The organism is Salinicola sp. V024 (genome assembly GCF_052645315.1).
Genome location: NZ_JBQXYB010000012.1, coordinates 86,453 through 108,696, shown reverse-complemented (window position 1 = coordinate 108,696; position 22,244 = coordinate 86,453). Strand labels below are relative to the sequence as shown.

The following is a 22,244-nucleotide window of genomic DNA, read 5'->3' as shown; positions in this document are numbered from 1 at the left end:
TATCACACCAACATGATGAGACACTGGGTAAAATCCAACTCTGCTCTTCAGTAGGCGAATTCTGCCTACTGGTCGATGATGATATTCAGGTAAACAGAATGGCCCTCAAGAAATCCCAGTTATACCGCTCGCTCTGGCAATCCTGCGACGAGCTCCGCGGCAGCATGGATGCATCCCAGTATAAGGACTACATCCTGACTCTGCTGTTCATGAAATACGTCTCGGACAAGAAAGATTCTCTGATTGAAGTACCCGAGGGCGGCGGCTTTGCCGACATGGTAGCGCTAAAGGGCGACAAGGAGATCGGCGACAAGCTCAACAAGATCATCGGTCGGCTGGCCGAGGCCAATGGCTTGAAAAACGTTATCGACCAGGCGGACTTCAACGATGAGACCAAGCTTGGCTCCGGCAAGGATATGCAGGACCGTCTCTCCAAACTGATCGGTATCTTCGATCATCTCGATCTGGGCGCCAATCGCGCCGATGGAGACGACCTGCTCGGTGACGCCTATGAGTACCTGATGCGCCACTTCGCCACGGAGTCCGGCAAGAGCAAGGGGCAGTTTTATACGCCAGGGGAAGTTTCCCGTGTCATCGCTCAGGTAGTCGGTATCGGCCAGAACACCCGTCAGGACGAAACGCTATACGACCCGACCAGCGGGTCCGGTTCATTGCTGCTGCGCGCCGCCTACGAGGCGCCTCAAGGGATGAGCCTCTACGGCCAGGAGAACGATAACGCCACCTGGGCGCTAGCCAAGATGAACATGATCCTGCACGGCTACCCGACCGCCGAGCTGTGGCGTGGCAATACGTTGTCCAGCCCCTACTTCAAGAACAATGAAGGCCCTCGACCTACGTCTTTCTTTCGGGATCGGGACGGAAATCCCATAGGCGAGGTAAGCAGCAACTATGGCGGGCTAAAGACCTTCGACTACGCCGTAGCCAACCCACCGTTCTCCACCAAATCCTGGACCAACGGTGTGGATCCGGCCAACGACGAGTTTGGCCGCTTCAAGATCGGCATCCCGCCGGCCAAGAACGGCGACTACGCCTTCCTGCTGCACCTGATCAAATCGCTCAAGTCTACCGGCAAGGGCGCCATCATCCTGCCTCACGGTGTGCTGTTCCGTGGCCACAAGGAAGCGGATATTCGCCGCAACCTGATCCAGCGCGGTTTGATTAAAGCCGTTATCGGGCTGCCCGCCAACCTGTTCTACGGCACAGGTATTCCGGCATGCATCATTCTGATCGACAAGGCCGGTGCCGCAGAGCGACGCGACCCAGCCACCGGCGGCATCTTTCTGTGTGATGCCAGCCGTGAGTTCATCAAGGACGGCAACAAGAACCGCCTGCGCTCTCGGGATATCCACAAGATCGTTGACGTCGCCAATCACCAGCGCAATCTACCCGGCTACGCCCGCTGGGTACCGCTGGCCGAGGTCGCCAATGAGGCCAACGATTACAACCTCAACATCCCGCGTTACATCGATGCCGGAGAAGTGGAAGACGAGCATGATCTATTCGCCCATCTGAACGGCGGCATTCCTCAGCGTGACGTGGAGGCACTTCATCCTTATTGGAATGTGCTGCCCGGGCTGCGTGAAGCCCTATTCAGAGAGAGTGACCGACCGAGCTACCTGGCGGCGAGGGTCGAATCCAATCGCGTAAAATCGACGGTTCTGGAGCATCCGGATTTTCAGGCTTTTGCCGGGCGCGTGAGCCGATTCATCGATAGCTGGCAATCGGCTCAATGGTCCCGGTTGATGAAACTGTCAGCCGACATTCAGCCCCGCCAAGTGATTCATGCGCTCTCCGAGGACCTGCTATCACGCTTCTCCGACGTCCCATTGATCGATCGGTACGCGGTCTATCAACGCCTCATGGATTACTGGGTCGAGGTGATGCAGGACGACGTCTACCTCATTGCCGCCGAGGGCTGGCAGGAGGCCGCCCGACCCCGTGGCGTGATCGATGACAAGGAACGCAAGATTAAGGAAGAACCGGATCTGGTCACCGGCAGCGGTAAAAAATCCAAGAAATACAAGATGGATTTGATCCCACCCGCGTTGCTCACCCAGCGCTACTTCGCCGGGCAGCAGGCCGAGCTGGAGCAGCTAACGGCCGAGCAGGAATCCGCCACTCAAGCTCTGGAAGCGTTCATCGAGGAGCAGGAGGGCGAAGAAGACCTGCTGTCCGAAGTGAAAAACGACAAGGGCAAGGTCACCAAGACCGAGATCCCCAAGCGGCTCAAGGTCCTTAAAGGTGATGCGGAAAGCGACGAGGAAATTGCCGCACTCAAACAATGCCAGAAGCTTTTGGACACCGAAGCCGCTGCCAAAAAAGCGGTCAAGGAGGCCGAAGCCGCTCTCGATATGGCCGTACTGGAACGCTATGCGCAGCTCACCGAATCCGAGATCAAGCAACTGGTCGTGGATCACAAATGGCTCACCGATATCCGCACCGCGATCGACAACGAAGTCGAGCGTGTCACCAACCAGCTTGCAGGCCGCGTGCGCGAGCTGGAAGAGCGCTACGCCGAACCGCTGCCCAGCCTTGAAGAAGAAGTGGAAACTCTCGCAGCGAGAGTCGCTAGTCATCTGCGCATCATGGGAGTGAGCGCCGATGTATGAGCGCAGCGAGACAATGGAAGCGGAAGGCGTACGTGATGCGGCAGCGTCCTACGTGGTGGCGCCTGTCGAGTTGATGCCTGACGAGATGCCATCTGAATACAAGCGAACCGAGGTGGGGATAATTCCAAGGGATTGGCGAGTTTGTCTAATAGGTGAGCTTGGGAAAGTAGTCAGAGGAGCGTCACCAAGACCTGCAGGGGATCCAAGATTTTTCAACGGCTCTTACATACCTTGGCTGACGGTCGCATCTATTACCAACCTATCCAGCAACTGCTTATATGTAAAAAAAACCTTAACGGCTCTCTCAGAAAAGGGGGCAAAACATAGCCGGACACTGCTCCCCAGAACACTCATAATCGCCAATAGCGGGGCCACCTTAGGGGTTGCTAAAATATTGGAAATAAGATGCTGTGCCAATGATGGCATTGCAGCGCTGATTGAACAGCATACAGGAGACAAGGCGTTTCTCTGTCATTATGTAAACACACAGACTAGTCGACTGCGAGACATTGTAGCGACAGGTAATGGTCAGCCGAATTTAAATACTGCGTTAATTCGAAATATACGAGTTCCTTTTCCTTGTATTCGTGAACAACGCGCCATCGCCACCGCTCTATCGGATGTCGACGCGCTGATCGAATCCCTCGACCGCCTGATCGTGAAGAAGCGCGCCGTCAAACAGGGCGCGATGCAGCAGCTGCTGACCGGTCGGAAACGCCTGCCGGGGTTTGAATTGGCTTGGGAGACGACGCGACTAGGAGACCTTGGTGTCTTTTATAAAGGTCGGGGCATTCGGCGCGACGATGTAAGTGATGAAGGGGTGCCATGCATTCGATACGGAGAGATTTACACCCGATACGATAACTATGTTACGGAACCAGAATCTCGCATCCCAAGTAATATAGCTCTTTCTGCCTTCCTTTTGAAAACCGGCGACATTCTTTTTGCCGGCTCTGGTGAAACTGCAGAGGAGATAGGAATGTGCCTAGCCTATTTAGGAGAAACCCCGGCTTTTGCCGGCGGCGACATTGTTATTTTGAGGCCTCATTGTGGTATCTCCGCTTATCTTGGGCACTTGCTGAACCATCCCTCTATAGCTCGACAAAAAGCACGGCTTGGACAGGGTGATGCGGTTGTTCATATAAGCGCACGTAATCTGTCCCAAATTGAATTGAGGCTGCCCCCAGAAGATGAACAAACCGCCATCGCCGCCGTTCTTTCCGATATGGACGCCGAGATCGAAGCGATGGAAAGCCGCTGCGATAAAGCGCGCCAGATCAAGCAGGGCATGATGCAGCAGTTGCTGACCGGGCGGGTGCGGTTGGTCAAGCCGGAGGCGCAACCATGAGTCTGGGCGAGCTGATTCTCTACCGCACAGAAGATGGCCAATCGCAGATCCACCTGCGGGCTGACGGCGATACAGTCTGGCTAACCCAAGCCGAGATGGCCGAGCTATTCGACACCAGCAAGCAAAATGTCAGCCTGCATGTGCGTAACATACTGAAAGAAGGCGAGCTATTGGCGGATTCAGTTGTCAAGGAATCCTTGACGACTGCCGCCGACGGCAAGAACTACCGCGTCAATTGGTACAGCCTGCCGATGATTCTGGCAGTGGGCTACCGGGTGCGCTCGCCCCGGGGTACTCAGTTTCGTCAGTGGGCCACTGCCCACCTGAACGAGTATCTAGTCAAAGGATTCGTCATGGACGACCAGCGTCTCAAGGAACCCGGCGGCTGGGATTACTTCGATGAGCTGCTGGCGCGTATCCGCGACATCCGCGCCTCGGAGAAGCGCTTTTATCAGAAAGTCCGTGATCTCTTCGCGCTCTCCAGCGATTACCGAACGAACGACACTGGCGTCACGCTCTTCTTCGCCGAGGTGCAGAACAAGTTGCTTTATGCGGTGACCGAACACACTGCCGCAGAAATCGTGCATCAGCGCGCGGACCCGGAATCGCCCAATATGGCGCTCAATAGCTGGCAGGGCACACAGGTGCGCAAGCAGGATGTCACTATTGCCAAGAACTACCTTACCGCGGACGAAATAGACATTCTCAACCGGCTGGTCACTCTCTTCCTCGATCAGGCCGAGTTACGCGCGCGAGACCGCGAGGATCTGACACTCGATTACTGGCGCCAGAACGTTGATCGGTTGCTGGCGTTCAGCGAGCGCCCCATTCTGGAAGGCGCGGGGTCGATCAGCGCCGAACGAGCCAAAACGGTGGCTCACCAGCGCTACGAAGCCTTCGATGCCCAGCGGCGTCAGGCCGAAGCGCAGCAAGCGGACAAAGAGGACTTGCAAGCACTCCAAGCGTTGGAGAAGGCTTTGCAAGATAAAAAGAAACGATGATCCGGCATGTCGTGATGCTTCTGAAAGTCATGCGAGAGGCCGATAAGCTAACAGGGCATGATTTCTTGATCGGGTTTTGACTACGGTGGCCAGCGGAAGAGCAGGCCAGAAAAATATATTTAAAAAACAGAGATTTGTTTTTAAATCGCACGGCGGGTTTTCTTGATCGGGTTTTCATTCGAAGTCGGTAGCGGTATTCAAAAGCAACCCTAGCCGGTAGCTGCCGACCCGAACGACGGGTAACAGGGGCGGGACATGAACAGTGATATCGGCCAGCGTGAGCGGGACACCCAGCAGGCGGTGCTGCACTATTTTCAGGAGACGCTGAATTACCGCTACCTGGGCAACTGGAAAGATCGCGAGGCCAACCGCTCCATTGAAGAAACGCTGTTGCGCGACTGGCTAGAGCAGCAGGGGCATGATGCCAATCTCATCGGCAAGGTGATCCGCGAGCTGGATCAGGCCGCAGCCATCAGCGGCAGCAAAACGCTGTATGACGCCAACCGCGCGGTATACAGCTTGCTGCGCTACGGCGTGAAGGTAAAACCCTCGATAGACTCGCAAACGGCTACCGTCTGGCTGGTCGATTGGAACCATCCTGAAAATAATGATTTTGCCATCGCCGAAGAGGTGAGCGTCGCAGGCCAGAACGCCAAACGCCCGGACGTGGTGCTTTACGTCAATGGTCTCGCGCTAGGTGTACTCGAACTCAAGCGTTCTACCGTTTCTGTCACCCAGGGCATTCGCCAGAACCTGGACAATCAGAAGGCCGACTTCATCCGGCCGTTCTTTGCCACCAATCAGTTGGTGATGGCCGGCAATCCCAGCGAAGGGCTGCGTTATGGCGTGATCGAAACGCCGGAGAAACACTGGCTGGAGTGGCAGGAGCAGAATCCCGATTGGTCGCCCCGCACCCCGGTCGAACCGAAGACGCTCAGCCCCTGGGATCATGGCTCGACCTCCAAACTGAATACCCAGTTGGGTTGGCTGTGCCAGAAATCCCGTCTGCTGAAAGTGATCCACAACTTCATCGTCTTCGATGCCGGCATCAAGAAGACCTGCCGTCATAACCAGTTCTTCGGTGTCGATGCTGCTCGAGATTTCGTACGTCGGCGCGAAGGCGGCATTCTCTGGCACACCCAGGGCAGCGGCAAATCGCTCACCATGGTGTGGCTAGCCAAGTGGATTCGCGAGAACGTCACCAACGCGCGCGTTCTGATCATTACCGATCGTACCGAGCTGGATGAGCAGATCGAGAAAGTTTTCAAAGGCGTGGATGAACAGATTCATCGCACCCGTAGTGGCACCGACCTGATCCGAGTACTCGATCTCAACGAGGAGTGGCTGATCGGCTCGTTGATCCACAAGTTCGGCGCCTCGGAGGAAGGCGATGTGGATGCCTATGTTCAGGATGTGCGAGGTCATCTGCCAAAGGGCTTCCACGCCAAGGGCAACCTCTTCGTCTTTGTGGATGAGTGCCACCGGACTCAGTCCGGCAAGTTGCACGAGGCCATGAAATCACTGTTGCCCGAGGCGATGACGATCGGCTTCACCGGTACTCCTCTGCTCAAGAAGGACAAGCGCAAGAGCATCGAGGTCTTCGGCCCTTACATTCACACGTATAAATACAATGAGGCTGTAAAAGACAAGGTGGTGCTGGACCTACGCTACGAGGCTCGGGACATCGATCAGACCGTGACCTCGCAGCAGAAGATCGACCAGTGGTTCGAGCTGAAAACGAAGGGGCTGAATGACTACGCTCGCGCCCAGCTCAAGAAGCGCTGGGGCACGCTCCAGAAGGTACTCAGCTCGCGGGACCGGCTAGAAAAAATCGTCGCCGATATCTTATGGGACATGGCTACCCGTGATCGACTGGTGAGCGGCCACGGCAACGCTATGCTGGTGGCGGGCAGCATCTACTCGGCCTGCCGCTTGCACGAGATGTTTCAGAAGACGGAACTGAAGGGAAAATGCGCCATCGTGACGTCCTATACACCATCAACGGCGACGATCAAGGGCGAGGCCACCGGCGAGGGCGAGACGGAAAAGCTGCACCAATATGATATCTACCGTCGCATGCTTGCAGAGCATTTCAATGAGCCCGAGGAAACCGCGCAGCACAAGGCGGAAACCTTCGAGCAGGAAGTGAAAAAGCGCTTCATCGATGAGCCGGGACAGATGAAGCTCCTAATCGTGGTGGACAAGCTGCTGACCGGCTTCGATGCGCCCCCGGCTACCTATCTCTACATCGATAAGTCGATGCAGGACCACGGGCTTTTCCAAGCTATCTGCCGCGTCAACCGACTTCATGGCGAAGACAAGGAAGTCGGTTACGTGATCGATTACAAGGATCTGTTCAAATCACTGGAGCAGTCCATTCAGGACTACACCGGTGGTGCTTTCGATGCCTTCGACACCGAAGACGTGCAAGGCCTGCTGGAAGATCGCCTGGATAAGGCTCGAGAACGACTGGAGGAGACTCGAGAAGCGGTCAAGGCCGTTTGCGAGGGCGTCGAACCGCCGGCGGACAGCGCTGCTTATCGGTGCTACTTCGTAGGCCCGAGCGATGCTCCGGCTATTCAGAAGGACAACGAGCCCCGCCGGCTGGCGCTCTACAAGCACGTCAGCGCCTTCCTGCGCGCCTATGCCAACCTAGCGAACGAGATGGAAGCAGCGGGTTACAGCGAGGCCGAAGCAGCCGCCGTTCGTAATGAAGTCACCTATTACGAAAAAGTACGCGAGTAGATCAAGCTCGCCAGCGGTGACTACATCGACATGAAGCTCTACGAGCCAGCCATGCGTCACCTGCTGGACACGTACATTCGCGCCGAAGAGAGCGAGAAGCTGTCTGCCTTCGATGACATGACGCTAGTGGATCTTATCATCGAGCGCGGGGAAGAAGCGGTCGAGACACTGCCGGAATCGATAGCCGGTGACCTCGAGGCCATGGCGGAAACCATCGAAAACAATGTCCGTCGCCTGATCATCGATGAGATGGCAGTCAATCCCAAATACTACGAAAAGATGTCCGAGCTGCTGGACGCGTTGATCAAGCAGCGCCGCCAGCAGGCCATAGAGTATCGGGAATATCTGGAAAAAATCGTCGAGCTGACACGCCAGGCTAGCCCCAAGCAACAGGGCAAGAACTACCCTACGGGTATCGACTCACCAGCGGTGAAGGCGCTATACGACAACTTGGGAGAGAACGCGATATTGGCGATACGACTGGACGAACGCATTCGTTCGGCCAAAAGAGCGGACTGGAGAGACAATGCCTTCAAGATAAAAGAAGTACGCAACGCTATCTGCACCTTGTTGGACTCAGACGTACGCGAACGGGATAGATTCGATGTCGAAGCCATTCTGGAGCTAGTGAAGGCGCAGCGTGAATACTGAGATTGAAGTCAGCGGTATTACCGTCGATATCCGGCGCAAGCCGATCAAGAACCTTCACGTCGGTGTCTATCCACCGGATGGCAGAGTTCGCGTTGCCGCTCCAGAGCGCCTTGATGATGAAGCCGTCCGCTTGGCGATCGTCTCCCGCCTGAGCTGGATACGGCGTCAGCAACGCAGATTTTCCGAACAAGTGAGGGAGTCCGCGCGCGAGATGGTCACCGGGGAGAGCCACTATTTCCGAGGACGCCGCTACCGTCTCAATTTGATTGAGCAGGATCTCCGTCCGAGCGTTCGGATTGCGGGAGTGCGTACTCTCGAATTACGTGTGCCTTCGGGCAGTGATGCCTTTTATCGCCGAAATGTTATGGAGCGCTGGCATCGCCAGCGGTTATACGACGCGATACCCGATCTGATTGAGACTTGGGCACCGGCGATTGGCGTCGAAGTGTCGGAATGTCGAGTCAAGCGTATGAAGACGCGCTGGGGCTCCTGCAATATCACAGCTCGCCGCATCTGGCTGAACCTGGAGCTAATTCGCAAACCACCAGCTTGCCTAGAATACATTCTTGTTCACGAGCTGGTGCACCTACTGGAGCGTCACCACAACGATCGCTTCCGCAGACTGATGGACGAATTCATGCCGGACTGGCGTATTCGAAAAGATGTGTTGAATAAGGCTCCTCTCGGGCATGAAGGCTGGGATTACTGACTTTGAACGATCCAAGGGCGACACCTTGACGTAAGAACCAGAAATCTCAGGCCTCTTTCGCTACCCGTTTCTCCCCATTCGACGTTTCATCCGGTCGCGCCACCAGCCGCCCTGCTGCCTCGCTCATCGGCACCAGCTGGCGGCTGATGTGCAGCAGCTGGGTCTGGATCACGCGGCGCTCGTCGTCGGCGTCATCCTGGGCGGCGGCGGGCTCCTGCTCGAAGATCGCCATCAGCGCGCTCTGCTCGTTCTTGAGCTCGGGGATCGGCTGGCGTGAGGCGAGACTGGCGGCGATCGAATCGAAACCATCGGCGATACGCCGGGCGGCGGCATGGATCTCGGCGTCGGCCTCGCTCGGCGTCAGCGTGCCCCGATGCGCGCCCAGCGCGGAGAGATAGCCCAGCAGCGTGTGAGACACGACCAGAAACCGGAAGCCCTCGTCGGCGTCCTTCTTCCGATAATGACCCGGCTCCTGGAGCATGTTGGCCAGCACCGTGGAGAGCGCGGCATCGGCGTTGTGGGCGTTGCGCCGGGCCAGCCGGTACGCCAGATCGTCCTGCTTGCCGGCTTCGTACTGATGGATGATCTCGCGCAGGTAGAGGGTGCTGTTGGTCAGCGCCGTGGCGGCGACCTTGTGCAACCGCCGCCCCTGCCAGTCCGGCAGGATGAAGAACACCGCCAGGCCCGAGATCAACGCGCCGATCAGGGTATCGATCAGTCGCGGCAGGATCAGATCGAAGCCGTCGCCCACCTGGTTGAAGCTGCTCAATACCAGCGTGGTGATGGCGGCGGTGGCGATGACGTAGTGCTTTTCGCGATTGGCAAAGAAGGTGACGCCGGCGACCACCGCGATCAGCGACTGGATCAGCGGATTCGGGAACAGGCTGATCAGCGCCCAGCCGACCACCAGACCCAGCACCGTGCCGACGATGCGCTGGCGCAGGAAGCGCCGCGTCGCCCCGAAATTGGGCCGACACACGAACAGCGTGGTCAGCAGGATCCAGTACCCTTGCGTCGGATGGACCAGATGCAGCACGCCGTAACCCACCAGCAGTGCCGTCGACAGCCGCAGCGCGTGGCGAAAGGTCGGCGAACCCGGGGTCAGGTTGAGCCGGATGCGCTCCCAGGCGTCCTTGAAGCTGCGCGGCGAGCGATTGAACAGCGTTGCGTCCTTCTGATCGGCCACGGCGTCCGGATTGTGGGCGCTGGAGAGCTGGTCTTCCAGCGTCGCCAGGTTACGGCCCAGCGCCTGCAGCGAGCGCAGCAGCGGGGTCCATGCCGGATTGCGCTGGGCGCGCAGATAGACGATCGAGGCGCGCAGATCCTCCAGCGCCTGCTCGCTCTGGCCGTGCTCGAACGGCTGACGCAGCAGCAGCGCCTTGGCCAGACGCTTGCAGGCTCGGCCCTGCTGGTCGAGCAGGCGCTGACAGCGGAACAGCACGTCGTGGTGGAAGAACGCCTCCGACAGCGCGGAATAGGGGTAGTGCGAGGCGCTGACCCGCTCGTGGATGTCCTGGGCGATGAAGTAAAGCCGCAGGTAACGGTTGAGCTTGCGGCTGCCGCGCTGGCCCTCCAGCCGCCGAAAGATCATCTCCTTGGCCTGGTTGAGCGCGGTCACCACGCGGCCGTTCTGGCGTGCCAGCGCCACCCGTCGGCTTTCGACATCGACCCCGCGCAGCGGCTCGAACAGCGTCGCCTTGATGATCAGATATTCCCCCAGCTCCCGATACAGCTGGGCCATGCTCTGCTTGACCGGCTGGCGCGAGAACAGCGCACACCAGATCACCGAGATCAGCCCGTACCAGGCGGCGCCCGCGACCAGCAGCAGCGGCTGATGCCAGAAATTGCCGTCGGTGGTGCCGCCGTGCTGCTCGATGTTGATCATCGAATAGACCGACAGGATCAGCGTTGCCGAGGCGATGGTGGCGTAGCGCTGCTCGACGGCGCCGAGCATGATGAAGGTGAACGCCGACAGCGCCAGGCCGGGGGCGAACAGCCAGGGCCAGGGAAACAGCAGCTCCACCGAGCTCGAGGCGACCAGAAAGCAGACCAGCGTGACCAGCAGGGCGCGGACGCGACCTTCCCAGTTGTCGTCGGTCTCGGACAGCGCGCTGGCGATGATACCCAGAAACAGCGGGATGGCGAGGGCGATCTGGTCCTGGGACCAGCTCAGCGCGATGGCGCCGCTGAACGCCAGAAATACCCGGAAGCTGTAGGCAAACTTGTCCAACGTCCACAGCTGGCGCAGGGAGTGGGAAAACGAATCGGAAATTTCGGTCTCTCCAGGATTGTGGTTATGCCGTCACGATAGCGCGCTCGCCTCAGCGGGAACAGATACCACCGACGGTGAACGGATAGAGAACCTGACCAGCGCTTAGACTTTAGTATAACGTCGTTGATCCTGTCGGCCGCAACGTCTTTTGCCTTTATCCCGACCCTGGACTTCGGCATGATCGGGATTTAGCGGACGGCAGAGGAAAAGCGTGGGACCGACTAGGAATTCGCATCGAACCGGCGTAAGACGCGCGCTGGGGTTCGTGGCTCAGCTACTGCGTGCCGTGGTGATGCTGAGCGTGATCGGCTGGGGTGCACTGGCGCTGCATTTCGAGCTGCCGGGGCCGCGCCCGCTCGTCGTTGTCGTCATTGCCGCGTGGGTGCTGATCGGCGGCGCGGCGCTGATCGCGCCATGGCGGGTCCGCCGGGGTTCACCTCACCAATCGCGCAGAGACCGCGTGGCCCTGGCGATTCGGTTGACGTTCACGCTGGCCCTGGTCGTCCTGGTTAGCTGGTGGCAAAGTCTCGAACCCAGCAACGATCGCGACTGGGCACCGGACGTGGCGCGGCAACTGGCGGTCGAACGCGACGGCGACCGGATCACGCTTCACAACGTGCGCGACTTCGAGTGGCAGACGCCGGATACGGCGATACCGCGCTGGGAAACCCGCGAGTACGACCTCTCTCGGCTCGACGCGGTGGATATGGTGGTCTCCTACTGGATGGGGCCAGCGATTGCCCACACCCTGGTCACCTTCGGTTTCGACGACGGCCGGCATCTGACGTTTTCGGTGGAGATCCGGCGCGAGAAGAACGAGGCATTTTCCATCAGCGGTGGCTTCTTCAAGCAGTTCGAGCTCAACCTGATCGCCGCCGACGAGAACGATATCCTGCGCCTGCGCAGCAACGTGCGCGAGGAAGACGTCTATCTCTATCGCGTCGGACTAACGCCCCAGGCTCGTCGCGAACTGTTCCTGGCCTATCTCGACGAAGCCGAGCGACTGCGCCACACACCTGAGTTCTACAACACCCTGACCAGCAACTGCACCACCATCGTGTTCGACATGGTCGACAAGATCGTGCCCGGACTGCCCCGGGATATTCGGCTGATTCTCTCCGGCTATCTGCCGGAATACGTCTACGATATCGGCGGGCTGGACACGAGCCACCCGCTCGAGTTCCTGCGCAGTCGGGGGTATATCGATCCGCGCGCCCGGGAGATTCCGTACAATGCGGGGAGCGAGGCCTTCTCCCGCGCCATCCGCGACGGTGTTCCCGCTGCCGATGGCGAGATCATCCAGGCCTCGTCGCCCTGAGCTGAACTTAATAACATGACCCCAATAACATGATCTTAATGCCATGACTTCCCTGCGTGACGCCATCGAAAATCGCATCAGCCACCTCACCGGGCGCACGCTGGGCGGCGTGGACTACACCCAGCCCAAGGGCGATCCGGGTCTATTCGGACCGGAGACGATGGCGTGGAAAGTCCATGGCGAGTTCACGCCGATGATGTGTGGCGGCGTCAGCGCGCTGCTGCTGCAGATGCTGCACCCGCTGGCGCTGGCCGGCATCTGGGACCACTCCAACTTCCGTCAGGACATGATCGGCCGGCTGCGTCGTACCAGCCAGTTCATCGCCGTCACCACTTTCGGCTCCCGCGACGACGCCGAACGCATCCTCGATCGAGTCCGGCGGGTCCATGATGGGGTCAGCGGCCATGCCGCCGACGGCACGCCCTACGCCGCCAATGACCCCGAGCTGCTGGTGTGGGTTCACGTCGCCGAGATGAGCCGCTTTCTGGCCGCCCACCGGCGCTACCGCAACCCGAACCTGAGCCTTGCCGATCAGGATCGCTATTTCGCCGAGACCGCACGCGTGGCGGAAGCACTCGGCGCACGCGACGTTCCCAGGAGCCGAGCGGCCATCGAGGCCTATCTGGACCATCAGCGCCGCTATCTGGTCTGCGATTCGCGGACGCGCGACGTGATCGACGTGCTGCTGCACGCGCTGCCGCCGAGCCCGATCATTCGCCCCGCCGGCGCGCTGTTCATGCGTGCCGGCATCGATCTATTGCCACCCTGGGCAGCGACACTGCTGAGTCTCGAGATGTCGACGCTCGAGCGTCACGCCGTACGTGCCAGCATCCGCACCATCGCCCCGGTGGTGCGCTGGGCGGTGCGCAACGGCTCCTATCGTCGGGCCATGGAACGAATGCAGGCACGCGAGCAGGCTAGGCACTGAGGCTCGGTACTAACTGAGCTCCGGCACTAACCAAGCCCCTGCCTAACCCCCTGCCTAAGCCCCGACACTAAGTTCCCTTACTATGCCTCGGCCAGCTCGCGGCGCAACCACTCGGCCAGGCGTTGGCCGCGCCGGGTATCGGCGCCGGGGGCCAGCCACAGCCCCAGCGACGCGGATGTTTCGATGGCGGGCCAGGGCGATATCAGGCGGCCCTGGCGCAGCTCGGCTGCCACCAATAGCTGCGGGGCGATGGCGACACCCAGCCCGGCCAGCGCGGCTTCCAGCAGATAGTAGAGATGCTCGAAGCTGCGTCCCTTGGCCCTCGCCGCCGCAAGCGTCTCTTGCTCGACGCCCATGGCCGCTGTCCATTCGGGCCAGGCTTGCGGGCGTGAGGCCGTATCCAGCAGCGTGAGGTGCTCGAGCATTGCCCTGGCCGAGCCCTTCGCCGCCGTCGTCCAGATCTCGGGTGTCGCCACCGCGACGATGCGCTCCGGCATCAGCGGGATCACCGTGATGTCGTCAGGCCACGGCGGCGCGGCGAAGCGCAGCGTGGCATCGACATCCTCGCGCCGGGGATCGAGCTCGTGCTCGCTGGAAACCACCCGCAGGCGTAGTTCCGGCAGATCGGCATTGAGCCGGTCGAGTCGCGGGATCAGCCAGCGGGCGAGCAGACTTCCCGGACAGGCCAGCGTGAACGGCGCCTCGTCGAGACGCCGTCTGAGTGCCACGCAGCCCTCGTTCAAGCGTGAGAAAGCCTCACCGACCGACTGATGCAGTTCCCGACCGTGAACGGTCAGCACGATTCCCCGCCCCGCCCTGTCGAACAGCGCCGCGCCGAAATGCTGCTCCAGGGTGCGTAGCTGACGGCTGACGGCGCCGTGGGTGACATGCAGTTCGCGCGCGGCGGCCGTCACGCTGCCCAGCCGGGCGGTTGATTCGAACGCACGCAGCGCATTGAGTGGGGGTAGCGTGACCATTTCACTCCCATTGATAGGTGATTTTTACTCACATATTGGGGAGAGTTTATCGATTTTCCGTATTGCGCTACCAGCCTATTCTGACGTCATCGAATCGACCGACAGGAAATGACCGATGAGCTCGATGACGAGGGATATTCCCGACGGGAATGGTTTTTTCGGCGCCAGCCCGAATGACGGCGACGGCAATCAGCAACAGCACGGCTACGGCGGACGCTACGTCGCCGAAACCCTGATGCCGCTGATCGCCGAGATCGAAGCCGCCTATGACGAGGCGCGCGCCGACCCGGCCTTTCAGAGCCGACTGCAGGAGCTTCAGCGCGACTACGTCGGTCGCGCCACGCCGCTCTATTTTGCCGAACGCCTGACCGAGCACTTCGGCGGCGCGCGGATCTATCTCAAGCGCGAGGATCTGAACCACACCGGCGCGCACAAGATCAACAACGCCCTCGGCCAGGGCCTGCTGGCCCAACGTATGGGTCGCCAGCGGCTGATCGCCGAGACCGGCGCCGGCATGCACGGGGTCGCCGTCGCCACGGTGGCGGCGCGACTCGGCCTGCCCTGCGTGATCTACATGGGCGCGACAGACATCGAGCGCCAGCAGCCCAATGTCCAGCGCATGCATCTGCTCGGTGCCGAGATCGTGCCCGTCCACAGCGGCACGGCGACGCTCAAGGACGCCATGAACGAGGCGCTGCGCGACTGGGTCGCCCATGTCGACGACACCTTCTACATCATCGGCACCGTAGCGGGGCCGGCGCCCTATCCGCGCATGGTGCGGGACTTCCAGTCGGTGATCGGCGTCGAGACCCGCGAGCAACTGCTGGCGACACAGGGCCGTCTGCCGGACACGCTGGTCGCCTGCGTCGGCGGCGGCTCCAATGCCATGGGGCTGTTCCACGCCTTCCTCGACGACGACGTCGCCATGGTCGGCGTCGAAGCGGCCGGGGAAGGGCTGGAGAGCGGCCGCCACGCCGCCAGCATCAATGGTGGCGCGCCCGGCATCCTGCACGGCAATCGCACCTATCTGCTGCAGGACGATCACGGCCAGATTCTCGACGCCCACTCGATTTCCGCCGGGCTCGACTATCCCGGTGTCGGCCCCGAGCACGCCTATTTGCACGACAGCGGCCGGGCGAGCTACGTCGCAGTCACCGACGACGAGGCGCTGGAAGCCGTCGGTCTCTGCTGCCGGCTGGAGGGCATTCTTCCGGCCCTGGAGTCGGCGCACGCGCTCCATCACGCCGGCCGATTGGCGGCGACGCAGGGACCGGACCAGGTCATCGTAGTCTGCCTGAGCGGCCGCGGCGACAAGGACATGGACACCATCACTCGTCATCTGATGCCCGAGGAGGCCGACTCATGAGCGCGACGCCTTTGAATACTGAGACATTGAATACCGAGACGTTGAATACCGATTCCCGCCTGGCGCGACGTTTTGCGGCGCTGCGTGAAGAAAATCGCGCCGCGCTGGTCACCTACGTCATGGCCGGCGATCCCGATCTCGAACAGAGCCACCAGCTACTCGAGCGGCTACCCCAGGCGGGGGCAGACATCATCGAGCTGGGCATGCCGTTCAGCGACCCGATGGCCGACGGCGTGGCGATTCAGCGCGCCGGTGATCGAGCTCTGGCGAACGGCCAGACATTGGCGCTCACCCTGGAGATGGTGCGCGATTTTCGGCAACGCGATGACGACACCCCGATCGTGCTGATGGGCTATCTCAATCCGATCCAGCGCTTCGGCGAGGATCGCTTTCTGCAGGCGGCAGCCGACGCTGGCGTCGACGGTCTGATTCTGGTCGATCTGCCGCCGGAACATGGCGCCGCGCTGACAGCGAAAGCGCGTGACCTGGGGCTGGCGCGGATTCCGCTGGTCGCCCCGACCACGCCCCCCGAGCGACTACCCGCGCTGCTGGCTCAGGGCGACGGTTTCGTCTACCGGATCGCCTTCAACGGCGTCACCGGCAGCCAGCGACTCGATATCGCAGCCTCACTGGGCGATTCGATCGGTGAGCTCAGACAGCAGACATCCCTGCCCGTCGCCGTCGGCTTCGGGGTGCGCGATGGCGACACGGCCGCCGCCGTTGCCCGAATTGCCGATGCCGTGGTCGTCGGCAGCGCTCTCGTCGAGCGGCTCGCGGAAGACGGGGTGGAATCCGCTTTGGCGCTGGTCGAAGCATTGGCCGAGGCGATTCAGGCCGCACGCTGAAACCGAGCTCGATGGAAGCCCGACCGCCCCACGACCTTTCGTTTTTATACGCTGAAATATGCGTATTAACGCACTTTTGTTCGATTATTTAGTCGGTAAACTCGTCTCATCGCACCCGGGCAAGATCGGCGGTGCTCTCTGAGAGGAGACGGACATGTTGACGATTCGACCCAGCAACGAACGCGGTTATGCCGATCACGGCTGGCTCAAGAGCTATCACTCGTTCTCGTTCGCCGGCTATCACGATCCCGGCCACATTCACTTCAGCGCGCTGCGAGTGATCAACGAGGATCGCGTGGCGCCGGGGCAGGGCTTCGGCCAGCACGGCCATCAGGACATGGAGATTTTCTCGTACGTGTTGAGCGGCGAGCTGGGCCACAAGGACACGCTGGGCAACGGTTCCTCGATCGGCCCGGGGCGAGTCCAGATCATGACCACCGGCACCGGCGTCGAGCACAGCGAGTTCAATCACTCCGCCAGCGAACCGGTGCACTTCCTCCAGATCTGGCTGTTTCCGAGAGAGCGCGGCCTGACGCCGAACTACGCCGAGAAGGATTTCACCGACGCCGACAAGCGCGGCAGACTGTGTCTGATTTTGTCGCCGGACGGCCGCGACGGTTCGCTCACGCTGCAGCAGGACGCCTTCATCTACGCCTCGCTACTCAATGGCGACGAGCGTGCAGAACTGGCATTGTCGGACGGTCGCCAGAGCTACGTGCACGTGGTCAGGGGAAGTGTGACGGTCAATGGCCAGGCGCTTGAAGGCGGCGATGCCTTGATGCTCGTGGACGAGCCCGGCGTGACAATAGACAACGGGAAGGACGCCGAAGTGCTGGTGTTCGATCTCCCGGTCATGTCCTGATAGCAAGACCTGAATATCGAGAGTGGCGGCCGTTCACGGCCGCCAGTTCGAGCAAACCGATAGCCAAGACTTTGATCAACGGAGCTAATCAATGATTCTGAAACAGGCGACTCTGGCCCTGGCCCTCCTCGCGGGGACCGCAAGCGCGATGGCGGACACCACGACTTACCAGATGGATCCCACGCATACCAGCGTGGTGGTTTCCTGGGCCCACTTCGGATTCTCCCATCCGACGGCAACGTTTTCGGACGTGAAGGGTACCATCCAGTTCGACGAGGACGACGTATCGAACTCCAGCGTCGACGTGACCATTCCGGTCAAGAGCGTGGATACCAAGGTGCCGGCGCTGAACGAGGAGTTCCTGGGCGCCGAATATTTCGATGTCGCGCAATATCCCGACGCCACTTTCAAGAGCACCGCGATCGAGTCGACCGGCGACGACCAATACGACGTTCATGGCGATCTGACCATCAAGGGCGTCACCAAGCCGGTCGTGCTGCACGCCACGCTCAACAAGGCGGGTAATCATCCCATGGCCAATGTGCCGGCGCTGGGCTTCGACGCCACGACCGTCATCAAGCGCAGCGATTTCGGTGTGGATCAGTACGTGCCCGACGTCAGCGACGAGATCAACATCGAGATCTCCAGCGAGGCCGAAGCCGCTCAGTAAGCGCGCTTAACCGGAGCCCGTCGCTCGATTCGACGTAGTTTGCGACGCTCTGACAAGAAAACGCTCCAGGGTTAATCGAGACTGCCCATCGCTGCCAACAGGCCAGGGGTGGGCAGTTTTTCTCGCGGCAGGCATCGGCGTTATCGAATCGACCGGTGGAAGCGGCGGGAAAGGAAGACTCTGAAAGAAGACCCTGAAGGAAGACGTCTAGAGAAAGACGCTGGAGACGACGCTAAAGAAGGCACTAAAGAACGAGGCTGGAGTTCGCTTACAGATGCTTCAGCAGACTCTGCAATCGCTCGAGATCGCGGGAATCCCCCACCAGCCGCAATCGCCCGTCGAACAGGCCTTCGCGAAAGGCACGCTGGGAAGGTTTGCGCAAAAAACGCGTGGCGCTGTCGGCATCGCGGAAACGCAGTTCCAGCGCCAGATCCACCGGCAACCCGGCACTGCTCTGAACCGCCTGTGGCGTCATCCGATAGTGACGAGCGATCGACAGATCTTCGGTCGCAACGCCCCAGTCGAATCGCTGAAGTCTTTCCAACGTGTCGCGAAACGCGGCCTTGCGCGAACGTGCGCGCTTGAGCATCACGCCAAGCCACCAGAGCATCAACTTGAGCTTCATGCCACCTCGCACGAACCGAACAGGATTGGGAATATTGCGGGAAAATGCCGACCCGCCCTTGCGGCGGACCGGCTATCGTTTCGCTCATCGTGTCGACGAACGACTCAAAACCCGGAATTACTTGCTAACGGCGTCCTTGAGAGCTTTACCGGGCTTGAAGGCCACGGTCTTGCTGGCCGGAATGTCCAACGGCTTGCCAGTCTGCGGGTTTTTGCCCGTCCGTGCGGCGCGCTCGCGAACCGTGAATGAACCGAAGCCGATCAACGTGACATCGCTACCTTTGGAAACCGTACCGGTGATTTCGTCGAGAATGACGTTCAGCACCTGACTGGCCTTGTCCTTCGAAAGATCCGCACGCTCGGCAATCGCCGCAGCGAGTTCTGGCTTACGCATAGAGCCCTCCTAATTTGGCAATGGCGTTACCTGACACACGCCTCGCATATCAAACGAGTTGTTGTTCTCGATGAGGGACAAGATGCCCTCCGAGCGCATAATAGGCAGCTCGGGGCGCGGTTTGTCCAGCATCAGGTAACGATTCATGGCTGACATACCCGCAGCCATCGAAGCTAGCCTAGCAACGGGGGGGCCGCTCGCGCCAGTTCGACTTTACGACGAACGCAGCGTCCGGTGAGCGCAAAACCCAGCAGCCGGCCATTCTCGTCCTCGGCCAGGGCACTGAAATCGCCGGCTTCTCCCTCGATCCGCCAGTGATCCGGCGGCTCTCGCGGCGGTAGAGCGGCAATCGGCAGCAGCGGTGTCTTGACCATCACCGGCCAGGCGCCGTACGCGACCGGAGTCGGCGTACCGGTGAGCGTCGCGGCCAGCGCCCTGGCGCTGGCCTGCAGTGGCTGCACGTACATCGCGTTCAGGCCGTCGTCGGGGCGGGTCCCGAGGCCACCGACACAGGCGCTGTCGCCCAGCGCGAAGATAGCCGGATCGCTGGTAGCCAGCCGTCGGTCGGTCAGGATGCCCGCTGGCGATACCGCCAGTCCCGCGGCCTCGGCCAGTGCCGTACGGGGCGTCAGCCCGGTCGCGACCAGGACCAGGTCCGCCTCCAGCGTCTCGCCGTCGTCCAGCGTCAGGGTCACGCCTTCGCCATCGTCGTGAAGCGCCGTCAGTTGACGCTCGAAGGCGAGATCAATTCCCGCTGCCGCGAAGGCCTCGCCCAACGCCCGCCCCAGCGCGGGCGGCAGCAGTCGCGGCAGCGGCGTCGCCTCGGGAGCGACCAGCGCCACCCGATGGCCCCCGGCATGGAGATCGTTGGCAAACTCGCAGCCCACCAGCCCGGCGCCGATGATGGCGATGCGAGCCTGGCGCTCGGGGTGACGATCCAGCACGCCGCGCAAACGCCGGTAGTCGTCGAGATCGTTGATCTGGAAGACCCGCCCCCGCAGTGCCGGGTCCAGCTCGACCGGCTGCCGGGGCGCGGCGCCGGTCGCCAGCACCAGCTGGCCGTAGGAGAGCGTTTCTGCGCCGATATGCAGGCGCTGGCGGGTCGTATCGATCGCCTCGACGAGGGTATGGGTGCGGATCTGCGCGTTCAGCGATTCGGCAATGCCCACCGCGTCGCGAACCACCAGCGCCTCGGCCGTCTGGCGCTTGGTGAAGGCGCTGGAGAGCAGCGGCTTGGCGTATTCGTCGCCGCTATCGGCGCTGATCAGGGTGATCCGCCGTGCGGTATCACGGCTGCGAACCGCCCGGGCCAGGCTCAGACCCGCCATCCCGGTACCGATGATGGTGAGTGGCGTTGACGCTTGCTCGAATTGGCGCATAGCAGGAGCTCGTTCGGTCGGTCGTTACGAAGCGCCATGGTACACTACGCCGCCTCTCGACCGTGCCGCCACGCGCCGGCCGGCGTGCTTCGAGAGAGTTCTTTCATGGTATTCATGGAGTCGTTTCGCGTGCCCCCAGCCCGTCACTGTCACGCTCTCTGCCACGCCCTCTCTCCTGCCGAACGCTCCTGGCGTTGGGTTCGCTGGTCCCCCGCCGCTGTTCACCGCCCTCGCATGAGCGCCGACTGGTGGCAATGGGTGGCGTCCACCGACTCGTTGACCGCGCGGCTGATCGCGGCCTCCGAGCGTCCGTTTCGGGTCAAGCTAATGCATCAGGGCGTCGAACGACCGCGGCGCGACGAAGCCCAGGCGCTGGGACTGGCGCTCACCGAGGTGGCCTGGGTACGCGAAGTGATGCTGATGAGCGGCGATCGGCCCTGGGTATCGGCACGCTCGATCGCCCCGCTGGACCGCATCGGTTGTCGTCGCCTGCGCACGCTGGGGGAACGCTCGCTGGGCAGCTGGCTGTTCGCGCAGCCGGATCTCGCCCGCGACCCGATCGAGGTGGCACGGGTCTCACCCGGCAGCGAGGGGCTATGCGATGGGCTATGCGAGGGGCTATGGCTGCGGCGCTCGCGTTTTCGCCACGGCGGCATCCAGCTGCTGGTTCAGGAGTGTTTTCGGTACGAAATGGCCGAGGATCTGGGCCTGCTCGTCACTCGCTAGCCTCGATGGCGGTTCGCCAACGCAGATCGAAAGCTAGCCTTCACGCTCGCCGGGCAATCGCCTGCCGCAGGAACGCCAGAATCCAGCGCACCACTTGCCGATCGTCGACCTCAGCCTGCAGCGACGCCAAGCCCTCCCGGAGCCGATTGTCGGGGATCTTGCCGCGCCGCAGCCCCATCAGGTCGGCCGAGTACGCTCTGGAAAATTCCGGATGCCCCTGCACGCCGAGGAAACATTCGCCCACCTGCATCAGGTAGTAAGGGCAGAAATTGCTCCCCGCCAGCACTTCAGCGCCCGGCGGCAGCGTCACGACCTGATCCTGATGACTGACCACCAGATCGAGCCCGGCCTGTTGCGGCACCATCCACTCGGCCTGCCGCGTCACCTGATTGAAGGAGACACCGACGCCCCAGCCGCGCTGATGCTGGGCGACTTCGCCGCCCAGCGCCCTGGCGATCAGCTGATGGCCGAAGCAGATGCCCACCAGCGGCTTGCGTGCCGCCCACAGCTCGCGCACCCAGCCACAGAGCGCTTCGATCCAGGGTTCGCCATCGTTGACCCCGAACTTGGAGCCCGTGGTCAGCCAGGCATCCACGGCTTCGATATCCGCCGGCAGTTCGCCATCCAGACAGCGCCAGATCTGAAACTCCAGCGTCGGGTCGATGCTTCGAAACAGCTGCTCGAACATCGCTGGATAGTTGCCATGGCGCGCGCGCAGCGCCGGGTCGACGTCATCGCACTGCAACAGACCGATACGCATCGGCGGGCTCCCGGGTCATGAAAGGTATCGGCTGAAAAG

At 61.1% G+C, this 22,244-nt stretch carries 19 protein-coding genes; 13 read left to right on the top strand and 6 right to left on the bottom strand.

Features of this window, described 5'->3' with window-relative positions:
- Positions 1-98 precede the first annotated feature (98 nt).
- From ACUN9V_RS15950 to ACUN9V_RS15925, 6 genes are all read left to right on the top strand, one after another.
- Complete coding sequence (locus ACUN9V_RS15950) at positions 99-2,630, top strand: N-6 DNA methylase (protein ID WP_445512118.1); 2,532 nt, start codon at positions 99-101, stop codon at positions 2,628-2,630.
- On the top strand, positions 2,623-3,978 hold the full coding sequence (locus tag ACUN9V_RS15945) for a restriction endonuclease subunit S (RefSeq protein WP_445512117.1): 1,356 nt from the start codon (positions 2,623-2,625) through the stop codon (positions 3,976-3,978). The genes ACUN9V_RS15950 and ACUN9V_RS15945 overlap by 8 nt, the downstream gene beginning before the upstream one ends.
- On the top strand, positions 3,975-4,979 hold the full coding sequence (locus ACUN9V_RS15940; RefSeq protein ID WP_445512116.1) for a virulence RhuM family protein: 1,005 nt from the start codon (positions 3,975-3,977) through the stop codon (positions 4,977-4,979). The genes ACUN9V_RS15945 and ACUN9V_RS15940 overlap by 4 nt, the downstream gene beginning before the upstream one ends.
- A gap of 255 nt (positions 4,980-5,234) precedes the next feature.
- Complete coding sequence (locus ACUN9V_RS15935; RefSeq protein ID WP_445512115.1) at positions 5,235-7,724, top strand: type I restriction endonuclease subunit R; 2,490 nt, start codon at positions 5,235-5,237, stop codon at positions 7,722-7,724.
- A gap of 30 nt (positions 7,725-7,754) precedes the next feature.
- Complete coding sequence (locus tag ACUN9V_RS15930) at positions 7,755-8,375, top strand: hypothetical protein (protein WP_445512114.1); 621 nt, start codon at positions 7,755-7,757, stop codon at positions 8,373-8,375.
- The gene (locus ACUN9V_RS15925; protein WP_445512113.1) at positions 8,365-9,084 is read left to right on the top strand and encodes a M48 family metallopeptidase; all 720 of its coding nucleotides are present in this window, start codon (positions 8,365-8,367) and stop codon (positions 9,082-9,084) included. The genes ACUN9V_RS15930 and ACUN9V_RS15925 overlap by 11 nt, the downstream gene beginning before the upstream one ends.
- Before the next feature lie 46 nt (positions 9,085-9,130).
- Here the strand turns inward: ACUN9V_RS15925 and yccS are convergent, their stop codons facing one another.
- Positions 9,131-11,314, bottom strand: a complete 2,184-nt coding sequence (yccS, locus tag ACUN9V_RS15920; protein WP_445512112.1) for a YccS family putative transporter — start codon at positions 11,312-11,314, stop codon at positions 9,131-9,133.
- A gap of 253 nt (positions 11,315-11,567) precedes the next feature.
- Here yccS and ACUN9V_RS15915 point away from each other — a divergent pair, with 253 nt between their 5' ends.
- Positions 11,568-12,674, top strand: coding sequence for a lipoprotein N-acyltransferase Lnb domain-containing protein (locus ACUN9V_RS15915; protein ID WP_445512111.1), 1,107 nt, complete (start codon positions 11,568-11,570; stop codon positions 12,672-12,674).
- A gap of 43 nt (positions 12,675-12,717) precedes the next feature.
- Positions 12,718-13,602, top strand: coding sequence for an oxygenase MpaB family protein (locus tag ACUN9V_RS15910; RefSeq protein WP_445512110.1), 885 nt, complete (start codon positions 12,718-12,720; stop codon positions 13,600-13,602).
- Positions 13,603-13,682: 80 nt separating this feature from the next.
- On the opposite strand, the gene ACUN9V_RS15905 is transcribed toward ACUN9V_RS15910, so the two are convergent.
- A complete protein-coding gene (locus ACUN9V_RS15905; RefSeq protein WP_445512109.1) occupies positions 13,683-14,579 on the bottom strand; it encodes a LysR family transcriptional regulator in 897 nt (298 codons plus the stop codon).
- A gap of 115 nt (positions 14,580-14,694) precedes the next feature.
- Here ACUN9V_RS15905 and trpB point away from each other — a divergent pair, with 115 nt between their 5' ends.
- The 4 genes from trpB to ACUN9V_RS15885 all read left to right on the top strand — a co-directional run bounded on the left by trpB (position 14,695) and on the right by ACUN9V_RS15885 (position 18,322).
- On the top strand, positions 14,695-15,945 hold the full coding sequence (gene trpB, locus ACUN9V_RS15900; RefSeq protein ID WP_445512108.1) for a tryptophan synthase subunit beta: 1,251 nt from the start codon (positions 14,695-14,697) through the stop codon (positions 15,943-15,945).
- On the top strand, positions 15,942-16,790 hold the full coding sequence (gene trpA / locus ACUN9V_RS15895) for a tryptophan synthase subunit alpha (RefSeq protein WP_445512107.1): 849 nt from the start codon (positions 15,942-15,944) through the stop codon (positions 16,788-16,790). The genes trpB and trpA overlap by 4 nt, the downstream gene beginning before the upstream one ends.
- A gap of 154 nt (positions 16,791-16,944) precedes the next feature.
- Positions 16,945-17,652: a pirin family protein gene (locus ACUN9V_RS15890; protein ID WP_445512106.1), complete on the top strand. Its 708-nt coding sequence runs from the start codon at positions 16,945-16,947 to the stop codon at positions 17,650-17,652.
- 91 nt (positions 17,653-17,743) lie between these two features.
- Positions 17,744-18,322 (top strand): YceI family protein, encoded by a 579-nt coding sequence (locus ACUN9V_RS15885; RefSeq protein ID WP_445512105.1) that lies wholly within the window; start codon positions 17,744-17,746, stop codon positions 18,320-18,322.
- A 268-nt stretch (positions 18,323-18,590) separates the two neighbouring features.
- On the opposite strand, the gene ACUN9V_RS15880 is transcribed toward ACUN9V_RS15885, so the two are convergent.
- The 3 genes from ACUN9V_RS15880 to ACUN9V_RS15870 all read right to left on the bottom strand — a co-directional run bounded on the left by ACUN9V_RS15880 (position 18,591) and on the right by ACUN9V_RS15870 (position 20,719).
- Entirely contained in the window at positions 18,591-18,947 is a 357-nt protein-coding gene (locus ACUN9V_RS15880; RefSeq protein WP_110693490.1) for a hypothetical protein, read from the bottom strand.
- Between the two features lie 117 nt (positions 18,948-19,064).
- On the bottom strand, positions 19,065-19,340 hold the full coding sequence (locus ACUN9V_RS15875) for an HU family DNA-binding protein (protein WP_071230476.1): 276 nt from the start codon (positions 19,338-19,340) through the stop codon (positions 19,065-19,067).
- A 173-nt stretch (positions 19,341-19,513) separates the two neighbouring features.
- Positions 19,514-20,719 (bottom strand): NAD(P)/FAD-dependent oxidoreductase, encoded by a 1,206-nt coding sequence (locus tag ACUN9V_RS15870; protein ID WP_445512104.1) that lies wholly within the window; start codon positions 20,717-20,719, stop codon positions 19,514-19,516.
- Positions 20,720-20,848: 129 nt separating this feature from the next.
- Here ACUN9V_RS15870 and ACUN9V_RS15865 point away from each other — a divergent pair, with 129 nt between their 5' ends.
- Positions 20,849-21,445: a chorismate--pyruvate lyase family protein gene (locus tag ACUN9V_RS15865; RefSeq protein WP_445512103.1), complete on the top strand. Its 597-nt coding sequence runs from the start codon at positions 20,849-20,851 to the stop codon at positions 21,443-21,445.
- A gap of 40 nt (positions 21,446-21,485) precedes the next feature.
- Here ACUN9V_RS15865 and ACUN9V_RS15860 read toward each other — a convergent pair whose 3' ends face one another.
- Positions 21,486-22,205 (bottom strand): glutamine amidotransferase-related protein, encoded by a 720-nt coding sequence (locus ACUN9V_RS15860; RefSeq protein ID WP_445512102.1) that lies wholly within the window; start codon positions 22,203-22,205, stop codon positions 21,486-21,488.
- Positions 22,206-22,244: the final 39 nt, after the last annotated feature.